16 protein-coding genes are annotated in these 20,178 nt (G+C 27.6%); 3 read left to right on the forward strand and 13 right to left on the reverse strand.

What is annotated here, in order from left to right; genetic code table 11:
- Positions 1–5: 5 nt before the first annotated feature.
- Together J2Z24_RS14585 and J2Z24_RS14590 are read right to left on the reverse strand one after the other, a co-directional pair.
- Positions 6–1,445 (reverse strand): PTS transporter subunit EIIC, encoded by a 1,440-nt coding sequence (locus tag J2Z24_RS14585; RefSeq protein ID WP_035144718.1) that lies wholly within the window; start codon positions 1,443–1,445, stop codon positions 6–8.
- Positions 1,446–1,692: 247 nt separating this feature from the next.
- Positions 1,693–2,529, reverse strand: coding sequence for a BglG family transcription antiterminator (locus tag J2Z24_RS14590; RefSeq protein WP_035144716.1), 837 nt, complete (start codon positions 2,527–2,529; stop codon positions 1,693–1,695).
- A 495-nt stretch (positions 2,530–3,024) separates the two neighbouring features.
- Here J2Z24_RS14590 and J2Z24_RS14595 point away from each other — a divergent pair, with 495 nt between their 5' ends.
- The 3 genes from J2Z24_RS14595 to J2Z24_RS14605 all read left to right on the forward strand — a co-directional run bounded on the left by J2Z24_RS14595 (position 3,025) and on the right by J2Z24_RS14605 (position 6,124).
- A complete protein-coding gene (locus J2Z24_RS14595) occupies positions 3,025–3,510 on the forward strand; it encodes an FUSC family protein (protein WP_051593108.1) in 486 nt (161 codons plus the stop codon).
- Between the two features lie 144 nt (positions 3,511–3,654).
- Complete coding sequence (locus J2Z24_RS14600; protein ID WP_035144713.1) at positions 3,655–4,995, forward strand: VanW family protein; 1,341 nt, start codon at positions 3,655–3,657, stop codon at positions 4,993–4,995.
- 64 nt (positions 4,996–5,059) lie between these two features.
- The gene (locus tag J2Z24_RS14605; protein ID WP_035144712.1) at positions 5,060–6,124 is read left to right on the forward strand and encodes a Gfo/Idh/MocA family oxidoreductase; all 1,065 of its coding nucleotides are present in this window, start codon (positions 5,060–5,062) and stop codon (positions 6,122–6,124) included.
- 22 nt (positions 6,125–6,146) lie between these two features.
- On the opposite strand, the gene J2Z24_RS14610 is transcribed toward J2Z24_RS14605, so the two are convergent.
- The 11 genes from J2Z24_RS14610 to J2Z24_RS14660 form a co-directional block, all read right to left on the reverse strand.
- Positions 6,147–6,386, reverse strand: coding sequence for a FeoA family protein (locus J2Z24_RS14610; protein WP_035144711.1), 240 nt, complete (start codon positions 6,384–6,386; stop codon positions 6,147–6,149).
- Positions 6,387–6,537: 151 nt separating this feature from the next.
- The gene (locus J2Z24_RS14615; RefSeq protein WP_035144710.1) at positions 6,538–6,906 is read right to left on the reverse strand and encodes a DUF1667 domain-containing protein; all 369 of its coding nucleotides are present in this window, start codon (positions 6,904–6,906) and stop codon (positions 6,538–6,540) included.
- Positions 6,907–6,953: 47 nt separating this feature from the next.
- Positions 6,954–8,207 (reverse strand): NAD(P)/FAD-dependent oxidoreductase, encoded by a 1,254-nt coding sequence (locus tag J2Z24_RS14620; RefSeq protein ID WP_035144709.1) that lies wholly within the window; start codon positions 8,205–8,207, stop codon positions 6,954–6,956.
- Positions 8,208–8,230: 23 nt separating this feature from the next.
- Complete coding sequence (locus tag J2Z24_RS14625) at positions 8,231–9,658, reverse strand: NAD(P)/FAD-dependent oxidoreductase (RefSeq protein ID WP_035144708.1); 1,428 nt, start codon at positions 9,656–9,658, stop codon at positions 8,231–8,233.
- A gap of 161 nt (positions 9,659–9,819) precedes the next feature.
- Positions 9,820–10,803 carry a UDP-glucose 4-epimerase GalE gene (gene galE / locus J2Z24_RS14630; protein ID WP_035144707.1) on the reverse strand — a complete coding sequence of 328 codons (984 nt, stop codon included), beginning with the start codon at positions 10,801–10,803 and terminating at the stop codon, positions 9,820–9,822.
- Between the two features lie 20 nt (positions 10,804–10,823).
- Positions 10,824–11,984, reverse strand: coding sequence for a galactokinase (locus tag J2Z24_RS14635; RefSeq protein ID WP_051593107.1), 1,161 nt, complete (start codon positions 11,982–11,984; stop codon positions 10,824–10,826).
- Positions 11,985–11,995: 11 nt separating this feature from the next.
- Positions 11,996–13,558 (reverse strand): UDP-glucose--hexose-1-phosphate uridylyltransferase, encoded by a 1,563-nt coding sequence (locus J2Z24_RS14640; protein ID WP_035144705.1) that lies wholly within the window; start codon positions 13,556–13,558, stop codon positions 11,996–11,998.
- Positions 13,559–13,638: 80 nt separating this feature from the next.
- A complete protein-coding gene (locus tag J2Z24_RS14645; RefSeq protein ID WP_035144703.1) occupies positions 13,639–14,670 on the reverse strand; it encodes a LacI family DNA-binding transcriptional regulator in 1,032 nt (343 codons plus the stop codon).
- Between the two features lie 200 nt (positions 14,671–14,870).
- Positions 14,871–16,160, reverse strand: a complete 1,290-nt coding sequence (locus tag J2Z24_RS14650) for a methyl-accepting chemotaxis protein (protein ID WP_051593478.1) — start codon at positions 16,158–16,160, stop codon at positions 14,871–14,873.
- A 213-nt stretch (positions 16,161–16,373) separates the two neighbouring features.
- Positions 16,374–17,729 carry an MATE family efflux transporter gene (locus J2Z24_RS14655; RefSeq protein ID WP_035152509.1) on the reverse strand — a complete coding sequence of 452 codons (1,356 nt, stop codon included), beginning with the start codon at positions 17,727–17,729 and terminating at the stop codon, positions 16,374–16,376.
- 169 nt (positions 17,730–17,898) lie between these two features.
- On the reverse strand, positions 17,899–19,977 hold the full coding sequence (locus J2Z24_RS14660; protein WP_035152508.1) for a helix-turn-helix domain-containing protein: 2,079 nt from the start codon (positions 19,975–19,977) through the stop codon (positions 17,899–17,901).
- Between the last annotated feature and the right edge of the window lie 201 nt (positions 19,978–20,178).

Raw genomic sequence — 20,178 nt, forward strand, 5'->3', positions numbered from 1 at the left:
CTTATCTACATTAATTTTTTAATTTCATCTTTAAGCATTTCAGCTTCAGTTCCAAACACTACTTGTATATTTCCTCCACCTGCATCCATAGTTCCTGCTGCTCCTAAAGATTTTAATCTACTTTTGTCTACTTTAGATGTATCATTTACAGTTAGTCTTAGTCTTGTAATACAAGCGTCTATAGCATCTATATTTTCACTGCCTCCTAATGCTTCTAGAACTTTAGCTGCCTTGGAAGTCTTATCTAAATTTTCAATTTTATCTTTATTTTCAGATTCTATTTCTTCTTCTCTACCTGGAGTTTTATAATTAAATATCTTAATTCCATAGTAAAATACTATAAAATATAATAGTGCAATTATAGGTCCTACTATTAAAAATAGTTTCCATCCATTCTGTGAATTAGTTATACCTAAAACATAATCTATTAAACTGGCTGAAAAACTATAACCTAATCTAATTTCTAAAGCCTTAGTAAGTAACCCTGATATAAAAGCTCCTAGCACATGAAAGATATATAAAAGTGGCGCTACAAATATAAATGAAAATTCTATTGGTTCTGTGATCCCTGTAAGTATTGATGTTACTGCTGCTGTAAGCATCATACCTGCTATAGCTTTTCTTTTCTCTTTTTTAGATCTCAAATACATAGCTAATGTAGCCGCTGGAAGTCCAAATAACATTATAGGAAATTCACTTGCCATAAAATATCCCGCAGTAGGGTCTCCTGCAAAATATCTTGCTGCCTCACCTTTTAATACTGTTCCTGTAGCTGGGTCTAAAAATCTACCAAATTCATATAAAAATGGTGGATAAAAAACATGATGAAGTCCTACTGGAATTAAAGCTCTTTTTCCTGCTGCATATATTCCTGGTCCTAAAGCTGAACCTGTAGCAAAAGTTGCAAAAGTATTTATACCTGATTGAATTGGTGGCCATATAAATGCGAAAACTATTCCTATTAATATTGAAGCTGCTGCTGTAACAATAGGTACAAGTCTTTTCCCTGCAAAGAATCCTAAATATGGTGGAAGTTTTGTTTCATGAAATTTTTCATACATCTGTGCTGAAAGAACTCCTATTATAATACCTCCAAAAACCCCCATATCAATATTTTCTATTCCTTTTGCTTGTATATTTTGAATGTTACCCATAACCTTTAATACACTAGTCAATACTCCATATCCTACTGCAGAAGCCAGACCAGCTACACCTACATTGCCCGTGAAGCCTATTGCCACTCCTATAGCAAATATTAAAGATAAATTTACGAAAACCGCTAATCCTCCATTATAGATAATTTGACCTACTATATCTATAAATCCTTCACCTTGCATAAACCATCTTCCTAAAGCAACTAAAATTCCTGCTGCTGGAAGAACTGATACCGGCGTCATAACAGCTTTTCCTACTCTTTGCAAAGTTTTAAAAGTCTTATTTGCCATTTAATACTCCTCCTTCTTTATTTTGATTTAAACAACTTTGTTTTAAATTAATTCTTTTATATTAGTTTTATATTAGTTTTATATTAAATCTTAAAATTTATCCCTAGTCGCCTTGCTCCCCCTCCTTTTTTAATCTTAAATTAATGATATTGTATATATAAATAAAAAAGCATGAGCCTATAAAATGCCCTTAAAGCATTTTATAAGGCTCATGCCTGATTTTCTCAGTAACACGCCAAATATTTATTCAACTTTTTTCTAATAATCTATGTATGTGAACTGCAATATATCCTACTTCATCTTCTGGAACCTTTTTATTTAATTTTTTAGATATAAAATCACATACTTCTCTTGAAAATTCAAATTCCTTTTTTAGCTGCTTTTTAACGGAAGGTAAAAACATATTTTCTAGATTTTTACCTTGCTCAATTCTATATATAGCATATCTTAAATGAGATATAAGTCTAGAGTATTCTAAAGATTTTTCATTTAAAGTTATATTAAGTCTTTTGCTTATATAATCTACTACTTCCTTTACAATTCTAGTCCATTTTAAGCTATCAGATACATCTGTATTTACTCTAGCAGAATATATATGAAGAGTAATAAAACCTACTTCACTTTCTGGAAGCTCTATACCTAGCTTATCTTTTACTAGCTTTATAGTTTGCTCTGCAATAGAGTACTCTATTGGATATAATGTTCTTATTTCATAAAGAAATGGATTTACTATATCTATTCCTTCTTTTATTCTTTTTATAGCAAAATTTATATGATCTGCTAAAGCTACATGTATATGAGAGTTAAGTTCTTCTCCCAACTTTTCTGATGCTAAGGCAATTATTTCTTCTGTTAAAGCTAAAACCTCTTCATCTATATTCTTTAAGACGTTTTCATAATTGTGCTTTTCTTTGTCATTAATTTGTATAAATTTATGTTCTATGTTTTGACCTTCAGATATTATATCTCCTTTTTTCTTTCCAAAACCTATACCTTTTCCTAAAAGCACAAAATAATTATCATCTTTTTGTGTAACTACTACATTGTTACTTAACATTTTAATTACTACATATTCTTTAGTCATTTTTCTCACCTAAATTATAAAATATTTACTTCTTACTTTCAACACTAATATTATTCCATTATTCAATATTATATAGTCTTTTTACATATTTTCTTCTTTTTTTAAACTTTCAGATAATTTTCATCATATTTATTAATTTATTACTTATAATTATAACTTATCTACAAATATTTTCAATAATTTATATAAATTTAATTATTTTTCCTCATATAATTTTTCTAGATATTAATGATTATTTAAATCTAACATTAGTTTATCTTATAAAAATATTCTTCTTTAAATTAGTTTATTATTTATAATATACTATTTATACTTCTCAGCTTTATCTTTATCATATATAATTTTATTATAAAACAATATATATGTATTTTCTTCAATTTTATTAAAATCTATTAACCTTTTTTTATAATTATATTCTTTCTTTTAAAACAAATTTATATTTTTTATGATAAAATAATGTAGTGCTTACTTTATTATCACTTAGGGGATGGAATTATGCCAAAGATAGATATGTTAAGTATAAAAACTGCTATTTCTGTATTTTTATGTGTTGTATTGTTTAAGTTTTTACATAGGCCTTATCCTTTTTATGCTTGTATCGCTGCAATTAGCTGTATGAGGGATACCTCTTGTAATTCCTATTCTGCAGGAAAAAGCAGGGTAATTGGCACTTGTATCGGCGCTGCCATAGGATTGATGTTTTTTATTTTTCTTAAACCTACTGCAATATATTGTGGTATTGGTATTGTAATAGTTATATATTTATGTAATCTTTTTAAAAAAAATAGTTCTATTGTAATTAGTTGTATTGTTTTTATAGCTATAATGACAAATCTTAAAGGTATGCCTTCTGATACCTATGCAATTAATAGAATAATAGATACTACAATAGGCGTTATAATCGCTGTATTAGTAAATAAATTTTTTGAGATTAAATATATTAAAAATCTAAAAAACTATGGTAATTCACTATGGTCCTAGTAAATTACCATAGTTTTTTATCTAATTTAATATGGAATAATATTACTATAATAAACCCTGTATAAATGTTCAAACTAATAGTAGTATATAAAAAGTCAACCCCACTTTATCTGTACTCTGAATTTAATATAAAGGAATGATACTATGAAAAAATCCAGGGTTTGGTTCATAACTATTTTTATTCTATTAATTGCTATTATATCGTATCCAGTTACACAATATTATTATACAAAAAGTTGGGAAAATAAAATATATCCCTTAACATTTATTAATGGTATTGATGTATCTGGCAAAGAAAAAAATGAAGCTATACAAATATTGAAAAGCAATTTAAAAGAAACAAAAGATGGTTCTATTTTAATCAAAACTGAAAAAAGAAATTATACTTTACAGCTATCTAAAACTAATCCTCAATATGACATAGAAGGTTCAGTAAACAAAGCCTTATTATACGGTAAAGATTTAAGTTTCTTTAAAAAAGCCAGTGAAATAAAAAATCCGAAGAAAAAAGATTTATATATTAATATTAAATATGATAAAAACTACATTGAAAAATTCATAGCTAATATAGAAAAAGACATTAATAAAGTTCCTATAAATGCCTCAATTAAAACTACATCTCCGGGTAAATTACATATTACAAGAGATGTAGAAGGAATTAGACTAGATAAGAAAAACCTGATGGATAATATTATTGCTAAAATTAACCCTACTTCTAATAATAATGAAATAATAGCTAAAACCGAAAGTTATAGTGGTAATATTACTGAAAAAAAATTAAAAGAAATTAATTCTATAATATCTTCTTTCTCTACAGACTTTAGTGCTTCTCCTGAAGGGAGGATAACCAATATTGAAATTGCTACTAATGCTTTAAATGGGATACTTCTTTTACCTGGAGATATCTTTAGTTTTAACAAAATTATAGGAAATACAACTGCAGAAAAAGGCTATAGAGAAGCTCCTATAGTTATTAATAATAAATTAGAACAAGGACTAGGTGGTGGACTATGTCAAGTATCTACTACTTTATATAACGCAGTAACAATGGCTAATATTAAACCTTTAGAGAGAACAAATCACTCTATACCTCCTGCTTATATAGAACCTGGTTTCGATGCTACTGTATCTTATAAAGAAATAGATTATAAATTTAAAAATACTTTAACTTATCCCATATATATAGAAGGTTATACTGCTAATGGAAAACTTATATTTAATATTCATTCCAACTCCTCTCTTAATAAAATTGAATATAAGTTAATCAATGATATATATGAAAAAATAGAACCTAAAACTATATATGAAGAAGATGCTACTCTACCCTTAGGATCCAATAAAAAAACCCAATCCTCTAAACCTGGTTATAAAGTAAAAGTTTATTTAATTGGGTATGAGAATAAAAAAGAAATATCAAGGCATCTTATTTCTAACGATATTTATAAGCCAGTAGATGAAATAATAAAAAAAGGCACTAAAAAATAGATTCAAAAACTGTTAATATTAATATATGGATTTATTACTATTAAATTGATGGGGGTAAATATTTATGAATAAAAATATAAAAATAGGTCTAATAGGATATAGCTCTGGAGGTAGAATATACAATGCTCCTATAATTCAGAGTGTTTCTGGATTGGAAATAATCAAAATATTTGAAAGAAAAGATGAAAATATAAAACTTGCAAATAAAAATTTTCCTAATGCACTGGTAGTTTCAGATTTAGAACAAATCTTTAAGGATGATAATATAGATTTGGTGGTCATTGCTGTACCCACACATCTACATTATAAATTAGCTTACGAAGCATTAAATAATAATAAAAACGTAGTGGTTGAAAAACCTTTTACTGTCACTTCTAAAGAAGCTGACTCTTTAATTAAATTTGCTAAAGAAAAAAACAAATTATTGACTGTTCACCATAATAGAAGATGGGATAGTGATTTCAGAACTATAAAAAGGGTTATAGAAAACAATATTATAGGAAATTTAGTGCAATATGAAGCTCATTTTGACAGATTTAAAAATGAAATTAAAGAAGACCATTGGAAAGAACAAGATATTCCTGGGTCTGGAATGGTATATGATTTAGGATCGCATTTAATTGATGGGGCTCAGTATCTTTTTGGGCTTCCTAAAGAGATAAGTGCTGATATTAGAATAGAAAGGCAAGGTGGCAAAGCACCAGATTCCTTTCAAATAATACTTTATTATACTAACTTTAAAGTCATATTAAAATCTAGCATGTTAGTAAGAGGTGAAGTTCCTCATTATATGATATTTGGTGATAAAGGTTCTTTTATAAAATATGGTATGGATCCTCAAGAAAATTTATTAAGAGTTGGCAAATCCCCTTTACAATGTTCAAGTTGGGGAAAAGAAAATGAAGAATTGTGGGGTACTATAGATTCTCAAATTAACGGAATACATATAGTAGGTAAAATAGAAAGTGAACTTGGAGATTATAGAAGCTTTTATCACAATGTGTATAAGGTTCTTATAGGAGAAGAAGATTTGGAAGTTACTCCTATGCAAGCTAGAAACACTATAAGGATTATAGAGTTGGCTATGGAAAGTAGTAGAAGAAAATGTACTATATCTTTTAATTTATAGGGATTATAAATATCCCTATAAATTATGCTACAACTTCTTTAACCAAAACTTTCTGAGCCATTCCCTTACCTAAAACTAAACGGCTCTCACCTATTTTTAATATCATAGGTCCAACATCGTTTTTCATTACTTGAAGTAAAGCTCCTTTTCTTATACCCATTTCCATAAGTTTTTTACAAATTAATTCTTCACTAGCTATATTTTCTACCGTTCCACATTTTCCTTCATTTAAGAAATTTAAAGGCATATTACTAGTTCCCATATATATACTCCTTTCATAAACTGTATACAAGTAAACGATAATGATTTTCAGTATCATTTTACTATAGTTTTCTTATTCTGTAAAGAAAAAAGTAATTATTAATTGAAATTTTTTCAATTAATAATTACTTTTTATAATATATATGTTCAGATTAATTTATACTTTTAACTTTTTTCGTTACTATAACATTTACTCCTGTGTCAGCAAAATTTTCTATAACTACTTCTCCTATATTAACTGGTGCTTTAACTTTTAATCTTCTTATAGCTTGTACACATTCAAATATCTTATCTTTAGGTATATCCTTTTCTGTCTTTACAGATACCATATCTACTTCACCGTTTTCTACCTTAATAGAGGATGTTACTATTCTTGTAGGATTGGTACATTCCTTTTCTGCATAAATCTTTCCTCTAGCACATACATTACCCTGAACTTTTTTAACTTCCATACCATTTAATTCTACTTGAAGATTACATCCCATAGGACAGCCAATACATACTAATTCTCTAACATTCATAAAACTCTCTCCTTCCATAGTAAATTCAAAACCCTAAATTTATATTACTATTGCTCTATCTTTATAGTTATATTTTCACAGTTACTATTGTTTTTAAACATATCCTGTGTAAGCTTTAACGTTTCCATTTCTCCAGGGGCTAAAACTCTTTTTTTCTTATGAACTACTCTTTCATTATCAAAGTACACAGAAATATAACTGTCTTTATATACATTTCTAACTCTAAATCTCACCAGAATTCCTTCTTCTGTATTATCTAAATGAACTACTTTAGGAACAGTATATCCTACTCCCTCTCTAGCAGATAAGTTTATTACTTTTCCTTGAACAGTTTTACCCTTTATATAATCTGCTGCGTTTTTGCCAGCATTATAGCTTTCTTCTGTAACAAAATCTACTAAGTCATGTACATGAAGTACGTTTCCACAAGCAAATATTCCTTCTATATTTGTTCCCATTGTTTCATCAACTTCTGGCCCACCAGTTACACCAAGCTTTACTCCTGCTTGTCTAGAAAGTTCATTTTCTGGCAATAAACCTACAGATAATAAAAGTGTATCACAAGCTATATATTCTTCTGTACCTTTTATAGGTTTTAAATTATTGTCAACTTTTGATACAGTAACTCCTGTAACTCTATCTCTTCCTTCAATCTTTGTAATAGTATGAGAAAGCTTTAAAGGAATATCAAAGTCATCTAAACATTGAACTATATTTCTTTTAAGTCCCCCTGAATATGGCATAAGCTCAACCACTGCTTTAACTTTTGCTCCTTCAAAAGTCATTCTTCTTGCCATTATAAGTCCTATATCTCCTGACCCCAATATTACAACTTCTTTTCCTGGCATTTCACCTTCTATATTTACAAATTTCTGAGCTGTTCCAGCAGTGTATATTCCTGCGCATCTACTTCCTGGTATATTTATAGCACCTCTTGGTCTTTCCCTACATCCCATAGAAAGTACTATAGCTTTAGCTCGTATTTCTAATATTCCATCTTCATCATTTACTGCAGTTATTATTTTTTCCTCACTTAAATTTATTACCATAGTATTTAGTTTATATGGTATTTTCATCTCTTGTACTTTATCTATGAATCTTTGAGCATATTCAGGCCCTGTAAGCTCTTCTTTAAATGTATGAAGTCCAAAACCATTGTGTATACATTGGTTAAGTATTCCTCCAAGACTCTTATCTCTTTCAAGTATCAATATGCTATCTATTCCTTCCTCTTTAGCCTTTATTGCTGCTGCAAGTCCTGCTGGACCTCCTCCTATTATAACAATATCATACTCTTGCATAATCGCGCCCTCCAATATTTTTATTATTCATTATCTATAAGAAAATTGGATTTATTTCCGAACTTAGTAACTTGTTTTCGTTTTATATTTAATTCGTCTGATAATATATCCACAGCCTTATTCATACAAAAACCACTTTGACATCTTCCCATTCCTGCCCTAGTTCTTCTCTTTATTCCGTCTAAAGTTTTTGCTCCTAAAGGCCTTCTAATAGCCTCTCTTATTTCTCCTTCTGTAACAGTTTCACATCTGCAAACTATTCTTCCATAGGCTGGATTTTTCTTTATAAGCTCTCTCCTTTGTTCATTATCTAACTCTCTAAACTTAGGTATAGATTTTCTTATTGGATTAAAATTATCTTTCTTTTCAGCTTTCATTTTCTTAACCACTATATCTGCTATATACTCTCCTATAGCTGGTGCACTTGTAAGTCCTGGTGACTCAATTCCTATAGCGTTTATAAAATTTTTAGCATCCTCTACTTCTCCAACTATAAAATCTCCATTAACTTCATGTGCTCTAAGTCCTGCAAAAGAAGTTATCACTTGTCTTGTTGGTATTTCTTTAATTGTAAGCTTAGCCTTATCAAATATTGTAGCTAATCCTTCCATTGTAGTTTCTACATTAGCTTTATCATCTATGTCTATAGATGTTGGTCCCATAAGTAAATTGCCATCTACAGTAGGGGTTACAAGTACACCTTTTCCCATTTTAGTTGGTAGTTGAAATAATGTTCTTTTAATCATATTTCCAACAGCTTTATCAAAAAGTAAATACTCTCCTTTTCTTGCTATTATTTCGTATTTCTTATCACTCACCATATTATTTATTTTATCTCCAAACAAACCTGCTGCATTTATTAATATTTTAGTTTCTATATTGCCTTGATTAGTATTTATAACATAACAATCTTCTTTTTTCTCTATTTCTCGTACTTCCGTTTCAAATTTAAACTCTACACCATTCATATTTGCATTTTCTGCAAGAGCAATGGTAAGTTCATATGGACATACAATTCCTCCCGTTGGCAGAGTCAAAGCTGCAACAACTTTATCTGATAAATTTTCTTCTAACTTTAAAGCTTCTTGTCTATTTAATATTTGCATAGTATCTGGAACACCATTTTTTATTCCTCTTTGTCTTAATTCTTCTAATTCGCCTAAATCCTTTTCATCAAAACACAATACTAATGATTCATTCCTTTTAAAAGGAAAATCTAATTCTTTCTGTAACTGATCAAAAAGCTCATTTCCTCTAACATTCATTTTAGCTTTCAATGTTCCTGGAATAGGGTCTTCTCCTGCATGAACTATTCCACTATTAGCTTTGCTTGTACCACAAGCCACATCAATTTCTTTTTCTATTACACATACATCTAGCTTATATTTGGATAATTCTCTAGCCACTGCACATCCAGTAACACCAGCACCAATTATTGTAACATCAAACATATTATTCCTCCTTTACTATAACAAAAAATGAGAGCTAAATTTAAAAGAAATTCCTATTTCTTTTAAATTGGGGCTCTCATATTCTCCGCCACAAATATTTAATTAATTATCTTTATAATTATGATATCATAGTATGCTTTACTTTTCAACAATATTATAATTTATCTATACCCATTAGGATTATTTTTGTGCCATTTCCAAGCACTAGCTATTATTTTCTCTAAAGAATTATATTTAGGCTGCCATCCTAATTCTTTCATAGCTTTTTCTGATGAAGCTATAAGAATTGCTGGATCTCCTGCTCTTCTTTCTCCTATTTCAGCATGTATTGGTTTTTCTGTAACTTTTCTTGCCACCTCTATTACTTCTTTTACTGAAAATCCCTCTCCATTGCCCAAATTATATATTCCACTGCAGTTCTCATATCTAAGCTTCTTTAATGCTAATATATGAGCTTCTGCTAGATCCATAACATGTATATAATCTCTTATACAACTTCCATCCTTGGTATTATAATCTTCACCATATATCATTATTTTTTCTCTTTTACCTAAAGCAACTTGAAGCACTATAGGAATTAAATGAGTTTCTGGAGAATGATCTTCACCAATTTTGCCACTTTCATGAGCTCCAGCCACATTAAAATATCTTAACACAATATACTTTATACCATAAGCTACTTCTGCCCACTTTAACATTTTTTCCACTGCTAACTTAGTTTCTCCATAAGCATTAGTAGGTTTTGTTTTATTTTCTTCTTTAATTGGAATACTATTTGGTTCTCCATAAGTAGCAGCTGTAGAAGAAAATACTATTTTCTTTACATTATGTCTATTCATTGCCTCCAATAAATTCAATGTACCATAAACATTATTGTTATAGTATTTAAAAGGATTTTCCATACTTTCTCCTACCAAAGAAAACGCTGCAAAATGTATAACTGCCTCAATATTATTTTCCAAAAATACCTTATCTAAAAATTTACTATCTCTTAAATCTCCTTCATAGAAAGTTCCGCCAATTATTGATTGTTTATGTCCAGTAGATAAATTATCCAAAATAATTACTTCTTCTTTATCTTTAAGCAGTGCAGCTACATTATGACTTCCAATGTATCCTGCTCCTCCACATACTAAAATAGCCATTTTCATTACTCCTTTTTAACTTATTTAATTTCTCTAGCACTATATCCAATTTCCATTACATATATACTAGGTTCATATTTTACTCTCTTTTTATAATTCTTACTAACTTCTAATATAAACTTTTCTACAGACTTCTTTTTGACTAGACTTACAGTACATCCTCCAAATCCTGCTCCAGTCATTCTAGATCCTAACACTCCATCTACTTTTAAAGCTTCTTCCACTAAAACATCTAACTCATACCCAGTAACTTCATAATCGTTTTTTAAAGATATATGTGAACTTATCATAAGTTGTCCAAATCTAATTAAATCTTTTTTTTCTAATGCTTTAACTGCCTCTAATACCCTATTATTTTCACTTATTACATGTCTCGCTCTTTTAATTAAAACTTTTTCTGGAATTATACTGCTATACTCATTAAATTCTTCTATAGTTATATCTCCAAGGCTTTTTTTACATAATTCTTTTTGTAAATATTTAAGTGCTCTTTCACATTCCTGTCTTCTTTCATTATATTTAGAATCAGCTAAATCTCTTCTTTTATTACTATTAGATATTATAATTTTATAGTCTTCTAAATTTAGATTCACATATCTATATTCTAAAGTATCACATTTTAATAATATAGCTTTTCCTCTTTTTCCCATACCTACAGCAAATTGGTCCATTATGCCACAATTAACTCTAACGAATTCATTTTCCGCTCTTTGTGAAATCTTAACTAAATCTATCATACTTATATTTAAATTATACAATTCATTTATAGCAATTGCCATAGCTATTTCAATGGAAGCAGAAGATGAAAGTCCTGCTCCATTAGGTATATTGCCTTTAAACATTACTTCAAATCCTGAAAAACTATATCCTAATTTGCATAATATATTAAGTATTCCTTTAGGGTAATTAGCCCAGCCATGATTACAGTCATAAGTAATATTATGATTATTTATTTCTATCTTTAACGGAAAATTCATAGATGTAAAAAATATCTTATTATCTTTTCTTTTTCTTATAGCTGCATAGGTTCCCATATCTAAAGAACAAGGAAAAACATATCCTCCATTATAATCAGTATGTTCTCCTATTAAATTTACTCTGCCTGGAGCATAAAACAGTCTAATTTCTTCCCCATCTTCTCCGTAAATGCTTTTAAAATAACTTATCAATTCTTCCACGATAATCCCCCTCTCTATTGAGCTGTTTTAAAACCTAAACTATTTATAAACCTAAGAAAAGCTAATTTCCCATTTTCATCATCCTTAAAAACCGCTGCATCTTTTAATACTTGTAAAAATTTATTTCCAATCTCATATTTTAAATATTTTTCACTTTCTTCCTTTGAGCACTTAACTCCATATTTATTTATTAATTCTTCAATCCATGCTTTATGTTTATATAATTCAGTTTCATTTGTAAATAATACATTATTATAAACTATTTTCTCTTGTAAAATGTACCCTATAGTCTCCAATTCCTTTTTTAATCTTCCTGGTAATATAGCAAGTCCCATAACTTCTATAAGTCCAATATTTTCTTTTTTTATGTTGTGTAATTCTCTATGGGGATGGAAAATCCCTTCCGGATATTTTTTTGTAGTCCTATTATTTCTTAAAACCAAATTAAACTGAAATTCTTCTTTCTCAGTTTTTCTAAGAATAGGAGTTATAGTATTATGTGCTATTTTTTCGTCACTCTTGTTGCTATATGATAAGATATCTACTGTTTCATCATTATAATTTCTCCAAAAGTTAAATATATTAATAACTAAATCTATTAATATATTCTTATCACTGCTAGTTAATTGTATTACAGACATTGGCCACTTAAGAATTCCAGCCTTAATATTAGGATATTTATCATTTACAAGTTTTATATCTATCTTAGCCCTATCAATAGGGAATAAATGATTTCCTCCTTGAAAATGCTCATGATTTAAAATGGATCCTCCTACTATAGGTAATTCTGCATTAGATCCTATGAAATAATGAGGAATTTGTTCAACAAATTCTATTAATCTTTTAAAAGTTTTTTTGGTAATACTCATAGGCTCATGTTCTTCTTTAAATAATATGCAATGCTCATTATAATAAACATAGGGTGAATATTGGAGATACCAATTTTCTTTTCCTAATTTTATAGGTATTACTCTATGATTTTGTCTAGCAGGACGCTTTAGATCCCCACAAAACCCCACATTTTCTAAACATAACAAACATTTAGGATAATTTAAAGAAGGTATAGATTTAACTAAAGCTATTTCTTTTGGGTCTTTTTCAGGTTTAGATAAGTTTATTGTAATTTCTAATTCTCCATACTCAGTAGAATTCCTCCAATAAATATTTCTTCTAATCCTATCCATTCTAATATAATTTGAATTTTGGGACAAATTATAAAAATATTTTGTAGCTTCCCTTGGTCCACTACTGTTATATATACTATTAAATTTTTTAACCACTTCTGATTCCCTTGGCATTAAAATTCCCATTATTTTAGCATCTAATAAATCTCTATAAGTTATACTATTATTAGGAATAATTTTATATTCAAGGGCATAATCTAATATATTATTTAAAATTTCGCTTAAATTCTTAGGCTGTCCCTTATCTATATCTCCTTTATAAGGTTCTTTTATATTAAACAAATTCATTAATTCATTACGACAAGGAACTATATCTAATTCTTCTATCAATTCATTTTTCTTTGCAAAGTAAAGAAGACGCTCTAATTCTCTTTCTATACATACATTTATCACAAATATCCCCCCTTAGAAAACCTTTTCTATATAAATATAATTTTATTCTTAATAAAAATTATCTCTATTAACCTTTCATCTTAAACTTCCTCTTTTCTTGCTCTTTTACAACTGTCTCGCATAATAAGTTTAGTATTTAATATGATTCTATCCACTTTTTTTGACTGTGTATTTATAATATTAAGCAACATTTCTGCAGCATATTTACCCAATTGATACATATTCTGATCTACTGTAGTAATCTTAGGCTGCGATAACCTGGATATTATAATATTATCAAAACCTACTATTGAAACATACTCTGGTACATCTAACCCCTTTTTCTTACAAGCATTTAGTGTACCTAAAGCCATTATGTCATTACAGGCAAAAAAGGCTGTTGGACAAGTTTTTAAATTTAACAAATCTTCTATATATTTCATAGTAGTATCTACTGTATCATAACTATTTCCATATCCTATATTTATAATTTCTTGGTGCTGATCATACCCATATTTTTTTAATATATCTTTATAAACTTTTTCTTTTAAATCATATGAATAGCTTTTCTCTCCTCTAATAAAAGCTATTTTTTTATGACCTAAAGAAATAAGATATTCCATAGCTTCAATGGCACCTGTCTCTTCATTATTTAAGACAAAATTACAATTTATATTTTTATTATATCCATTTATACAAACTAAAGGTACCTGCCTTGAGATTTCTTCAAAAAAACCATTTTTCATATTGAAGGTTTGGGGATCTATTATAATTATTCCATCCACAACTCTTCCTAATAGAGATTTAACATACCTTACTTCTTCTTTTTCGCTATTATCTGTATCACATAAATAAATGTTATAGCCTTGTTTTTTTAATACATTATCAATTCCTTTAACTACCGTTGGGAAAAATAAATTTGTAGTACTTGGAACTATAATTCCTACTGTATCAGTTTTCTGATTTATAAGTCCCCTTGCCAATACATTTGGATTAAACTTCAATTTTTCAATTGCCTCTTCTACTTTTTTACGAGTTTCTTTTTTTACTGGATAATTATTATTTATAACTCTTGAAACAGTGGTTATTGAAACTCCAGCTTCTTTTGCTACATCTTCAATAGTAATCTTCATATAATCCTCCATAGAAAACCTTTTCTCAATTTTATTATATAGCTACTCATATATGATTTCAATGTTATCCCCATTAATAAATATATTTATTAATATATATTTTAATTATACTAAGAAATTTTACTTAAATAACATATAAGGAAAGATTTTAATTAAAATTCCTTCCTTATGTTATAAAAGTAAAATTATTTTTAAATTTATTAAATATTATATTTAGATGCCTCATCCTTAAGTTTTAAAGATAATTTAGATAAATTATCTGCTAATTCATTTATTGAATTAAACATATGAAGCTGTTCTTCCATAGAATTAAATATATCTTTTGAGTTTGTTACATTATTGTCTGCTGCAGAAGCAATAATATTTATAGTTTCTCTTGTTTCTTTACAGTTTTCTGTTAACACATTTGTAGAATTCCATATATTATTTATGTTACATGTTACTACCTCAGACACTTTAGATATTTCATCAAATAATTCTACAACTTCTAATATAGCTTTGTTCTGTTCAATTATTACTTCTTTAACTTCATCTATATCATAAACTGTATTTGCTATGGAAGATTGAATATATATAATTAAATCCTTTATTTCCTTAGTAGATAGAGCTGATTGTTCAGCTAACTTTCTAACTTCTTCTGCTACTACAGCAAATCCTTTTCCATATTCTCCTGCTCTTGCAGCTTCAATAGATGCATTTAATGCTAACAAATTAGTTTGCTCAGAAATACTTTCTATAACTTCAACTATTCCTTCAATTTCTCTAGACTTTGATTGCAGTATTGTTATTGATTCTACGGCTTTATTAGTAATATTTTCTGTTTGTTCTATTTTATTCTCCTCATTTGCTAATAAACATTTTCCAGAATTAACTTTATCAATAGCTTCACTTGTAAGGGTTTTACTATATTCTGTATCTTTTAAGATTTTTTCTAAGCTTGTATATAACTCTTCCACTAAATCATTGCCTTTTTCTGTCCATTTTTTTTGTTCTTCAGAAGCAACTGAAAACTCTTTAGATGTTAAGGTTATTTTTTCTCCAACAGATACTATTTCATTTATCAAACTATTATTTTCTTCTGAGAGTTTCTTTGCTGTAAAACTTAAATCTTTTATATTTATAATTAACTTTTTTAAACTATCCATAGTCATATTTAAATTATTTAACATCTTATTATTCTTTAACTTCTCTTCATCTGTTAATTTATAGCTAAAATCTCCTTTTTGTATACTATCTGTAAAGTTATTTACTATCATTAAAGGTCTTATAAATTTTTTTATATTCTTAGTAACAGATGCAGCTCCAATTATTAACCCTGAAGCTAAATAAAAAACTATGTTAAGCATAAATTTAAAATCTTTCAGTCCCAATGCATAAGATGTGATCACTCCCATAATAAATGTAGATGGGATAATAATAGACATAGTTGTTATTACATATTTTTTTACTTTTTCATTTTCTAAACTTGTTTTTTCCCTTGTATTTTCCATTTACATCTCCTCTTCATATTAAATTTTCAACTATAGAATCATTAGACGTATATTAAGTACATTTAAACATTTCTCAATTTAATTATTCGGTTATAATTTAAATTTATTTAGTAATTTTTAGTAATATCTAATATAAAAATAGACTGCTAATATATAAAATTGTTAGCAGTCTATTTTTATATTAATTTTTTAGAATAATTTAATAACAATTTTTTAAAGCTCTTGAGTAATCAATCCTTCTTCTCCTCTTAAAGCTTTATTAATATAGTATATACCAGTAACTGCAGATATTAAATCAGATATTGGATAGGATAAGCTAGCTCCCATTATACCTTTAGCTAAAGGCATCATTATTAAAAGAACTGGTATAAAAATTATTATTTGTCTATATATGGATAGCACAAAAGAACTTTTTGCCTCTCCCATAGCCTGATAATAATATATTGCTACAAAATATACTCCTACACAAGGAAATACTGAAATTACTATTCTAAAATATCTTACAGTATCCCATAAAAGTTCTTTATCTCTCATAAAAATTCCCAATATATTAGGAGCAAATATAAAGTTAACTAGCCACATTATAACTGAAGAAATAGTTACCCACTTAATTGTTTTTGTCACAACCTCTTTTACCTTATCATAATTTTCTTGTCCATAATTATATGCAGCGATAGGTTGCATTGCAGAACTAATTCCTATAACTGTTATAAATAAGAACATAGATATCTTTGTTATAATCCCAAAAATAATAACTGCTTCTTCTCCTGTATATATAAGCAATACATTGTTTAATATAAATATCACTATAGCATCAGATACTTCTATAATAAAAGTTGAAAATCCAACAGCAACTATAGACCCTGCTATATTGAAATTAAATTTTAATTTCATTTTTATATTAAATCTTAAAATAATGTCTTTAAATTTATAGTAGGCATAAATGAAAGAAATTATTTGAGATGCAAGGGTGGCCACTGCCGCTCCCTTAATGCCAAAGGAAAGTATTATAACCAAAATATAGTCTATAATTATATTAAGTATTGCTCCTAAAGATGTGGCCTTTAATGTTATTTTTGTATCTCCCAAGGCAGTCATTATATAACAAAACACTACAGTCAGACATTGAAATAATCCGCCAAATATTATTATTGAAATATAATCTCTGGCATATGGAAAAATGTTCCGACTAGCTCCTAAATTTTTAATTATACTATTCTTAAATATAAATATCACAAATGGCAATATAGTCATTAATAATATTATTATAACCACTGAATTTATGATTGTAGATTTAATGCTATCATAATCCTTTTCTCCTAAACTTCTTGCAACAGAAGTATATGCTCCTACAGCTATCATTAAACCTACAGCTATCATTAACCTTTGTATTGGGAATGCAACGGTTAGTGCTCCTATACCGGTTCCACCAATAACTCTTCCTACAAATATAGTATCTACCATATTATAGAGTTCTGATACCAATAAGGAGATTATAGCAGGTACTGCAAACTTAAAAAGAAGTTTACTAGTACTTTTTTCAGAGTAAATCTTAGTATTGTCGCTCATATCTACACTCTCCACTTCACTTTTTAAAGTTATTTATAAATTTAAATTATCTATTTTTAGTATACATAATTTTAAAAAAGTATTCATTCACTAATGAAACGAGTATTAAGTATAATATTAAGTATTTAATGTTATTGATAAATTTACCAAAAAATAAAAAACACCCTAATTAAAGGTGTTTTTGTACTTTTTGCATTTCTATAAATACTGCACCATAGCCTTCTAATTTTAAAAATAAATTATAAATAGGAGTTCTTTTTGCATAAAACAAATTTAACTTTGGAAAAGAAACTCTCCTTAATATTTCAATTTCTTCTTCCTTAACAGATATAGGTTTACCCATTGACTTCCAATAATCATAGCAGGATCCTACTTTTTCATTGATTTCATATTTAATAATTCTGTAATCCTGTGACAACCCTCCTAAATTTATAGAAAACTTTTTATCTAAAATGCTTTTTATTCCTTTTCCTTTATATAAATTCTCTAAAGAAATTAATTCATTTAATCCATCATTATATGAATAAATAAGAATTTGTATATCTTCTTCTTTTCCAGTTATGATATACCCTTCTCCTTTTGTTATAATCTTATCTCCAAGTTTAGACAATAAATAATATGCATAATAATGAGGCTTTTTAATCCCTTGTTTATTTATAAGACCTCTTCCTCCATAAAAAAGTTCATTATCTATATTGTGATTTATAGGAAATTCATCAAATAATACTGGAATACCAATATCTATTTCTTCATTTAAAAATCCATTAATTATGTAAGGGATCATATAAGATGAATCATATATAGAATTTATATTAACACTTGTCAAATTCTCCTGTAAAACTTCTATATCAAAATTATTATTAATAGTTTCTATTAATAAATTATTAAAATCAGTATCTTCTTTATTAATCATAAACTTCCACTTTTTAACTTCAGTTTCTCCAAAAATATTAATAAAAAATGATATAAAACTTTCTATAATTTTTTTTATAAACTCTATATTATTAAAATCATCTTCTATGTAAATTATAGGTTTTATATTTAATCTTATAATACTCTTTATAACTTGTTCTACTTGATTCCATGAAAAAAAATTAGTCTCTCGTATAGTATAAATTTCCATATCATAAGAAAATACTTCTCTTAAAACTCCATAATTAAATTCTATTTCATTTTGAGTTTCCTCGATTAGTTTTATCTGATTTTTTCTTAAGATATTCTTAGCTATACCTAAATTAATTATATTATGCCAAGTTTTTTCCAGTTCTTCTTCCCCTTCATAAGAATCTAAAATTATCTTAGAAATCTTACCCTCATAATTATATCTAGAATAGTCCTCAATATAATAAAAAACTTCTTCTAAAGCTTCTTTTATAGGATAATTAATGAACTTTTTCATTTGCAAATACTTTTCTTCATCAATTTTATATTTTTTCCTATACTGCATAGGGGTGCATTTATAATGCTTCTTGAAATGTTTATTAAAATATCTAGTATGTGAAAACCCTAATTCCTCAGAAATCTCCGAAATGGTCTTATCTGTATCTAACAAGAGTTTTATAGCTTCCTCTACTCTAGTTAAGTTTACAAAATCATTAAAACTATATCCTACTGTATTTTTCATTCCATAAGACAAATAGTGAGAACTTAAATATTCTCTTCTTGCTATATCTTGGAGACTTATTTTATTATTGTAATTTGAATATATATATTTTATTATTCTATCATATCTTTCGAATTGCTCTTCATTTTCTTTTAAACTTTCTTCATCATATATTAGATAATGAAAATTATTTATAAGATGATATAAAATTTCCACCAATGTATCCTCTATAGCATCTTCATAATCTTCACTCTTTTGAGCAGCTTCACAAAGTAAAATGCTCAAAAAAGTCCTTAATTTTTCGTACTTTTCACTTTTCTGAACATCTTTTCCTGTAGATTCTGTATAAAAAAACATATTTTCTATATTATAATATTTATCAAAAAAAGAATTGTCTATTTGAAAAATAAGAACTCTATTATTTTTATCTAATGCCTGTATACTATGTGCTTCATCATAATTTATTATTTCTATTTCTTCTGTATTAACTATATGGGTTTCTGTTTCAATAACTATCTTGATACTACCTTTTAAAACATAAATTATCTCCATAGAGTCATGCCAATGAATTGGATATCCTATTATATTTTGATATGAAACTTTTATAGGCAAGCTATCCATATACTCTACAAATTCTCTTCTCATATTTAATTCCTCCGCCTATTATATACTTAATATTATACCATATAGAAAAATGAAATAAACTACACATGTGAATACACTATACAACAAAAATCCCCTACCAAAATTGGAGGCCACTGAAAAAGCTATGCTTTTTCTCTTGATATCGAATTAAGCAGATAAATGAGCACGAAGTATTCTATAATTTCTAAGAATACTTCGTGC

It is taken from the genome of Clostridium tetanomorphum (assembly GCF_017873215.1).
In the GTDB taxonomy this organism is placed as follows: domain Bacteria; phylum Bacillota; class Clostridia; order Clostridiales; family Clostridiaceae; genus Clostridium_AO; species Clostridium_AO tetanomorphum.

Bases quoted from the DNA above. Each gene is read 5' to 3' on its own strand.
- J2Z24_RS14610 (WP_035144711.1), bottom strand. From the start codon at position 6,386: ATGGGAACTAGTAATATGCCTTTAAATTTCTTAAATGAAGGAAAATGT.
- J2Z24_RS14585 (WP_035144718.1), bottom strand. From the start codon at position 1,445: ATGGCAAATAAGACTTTTAAAACTTTGCAAAGAGTAGGAAAAGCTGTT.
- J2Z24_RS14590 (WP_035144716.1), bottom strand. From the start codon at position 2,529: ATGACTAAAGAATATGTAGTAATTAAAATGTTAAGTAACAATGTAGTA.
- J2Z24_RS14645 (WP_035144703.1), bottom strand. From the start codon at position 14,670: ATGAAGATTACTATTGAAGATGTAGCAAAAGAAGCTGGAGTTTCAATA.
- J2Z24_RS14605 (WP_035144712.1), top strand. From the start codon at position 5,060: ATGAATAAAAATATAAAAATAGGTCTAATAGGATATAGCTCTGGAGGT.
- J2Z24_RS14625 (WP_035144708.1), bottom strand. From the start codon at position 9,658: ATGTTTGATGTTACAATAATTGGTGCTGGTGTTACTGGATGTGCAGTG.
- J2Z24_RS14650 (WP_051593478.1), bottom strand. From the start codon at position 16,160: ATGGAAAATACAAGGGAAAAAACAAGTTTAGAAAATGAAAAAGTAAAA.
- J2Z24_RS14655 (WP_035152509.1), bottom strand. From the start codon at position 17,729: ATGAGCGACAATACTAAGATTTACTCTGAAAAAAGTACTAGTAAACTT.
- J2Z24_RS14660 (WP_035152508.1), bottom strand. From the start codon at position 19,977: ATGAGAAGAGAATTTGTAGAGTATATGGATAGCTTGCCTATAAAAGTT.
- J2Z24_RS14620 (WP_035144709.1), bottom strand. From the start codon at position 8,207: ATGCAAGAGTATGATATTGTTATAATAGGAGGAGGTCCAGCAGGACTT.
- J2Z24_RS14595 (WP_051593108.1), top strand. From the start codon at position 3,025: ATGCCAAAGATAGATATGTTAAGTATAAAAACTGCTATTTCTGTATTT.
- J2Z24_RS14600 (WP_035144713.1), top strand. From the start codon at position 3,655: ATGAAAAAATCCAGGGTTTGGTTCATAACTATTTTTATTCTATTAATT.
- galE (WP_035144707.1), bottom strand. From the start codon at position 10,803: ATGGCTATTTTAGTATGTGGAGGAGCAGGATACATTGGAAGTCATAAT.
- J2Z24_RS14615 (WP_035144710.1), bottom strand. From the start codon at position 6,906: ATGAATGTTAGAGAATTAGTATGTATTGGCTGTCCTATGGGATGTAAT.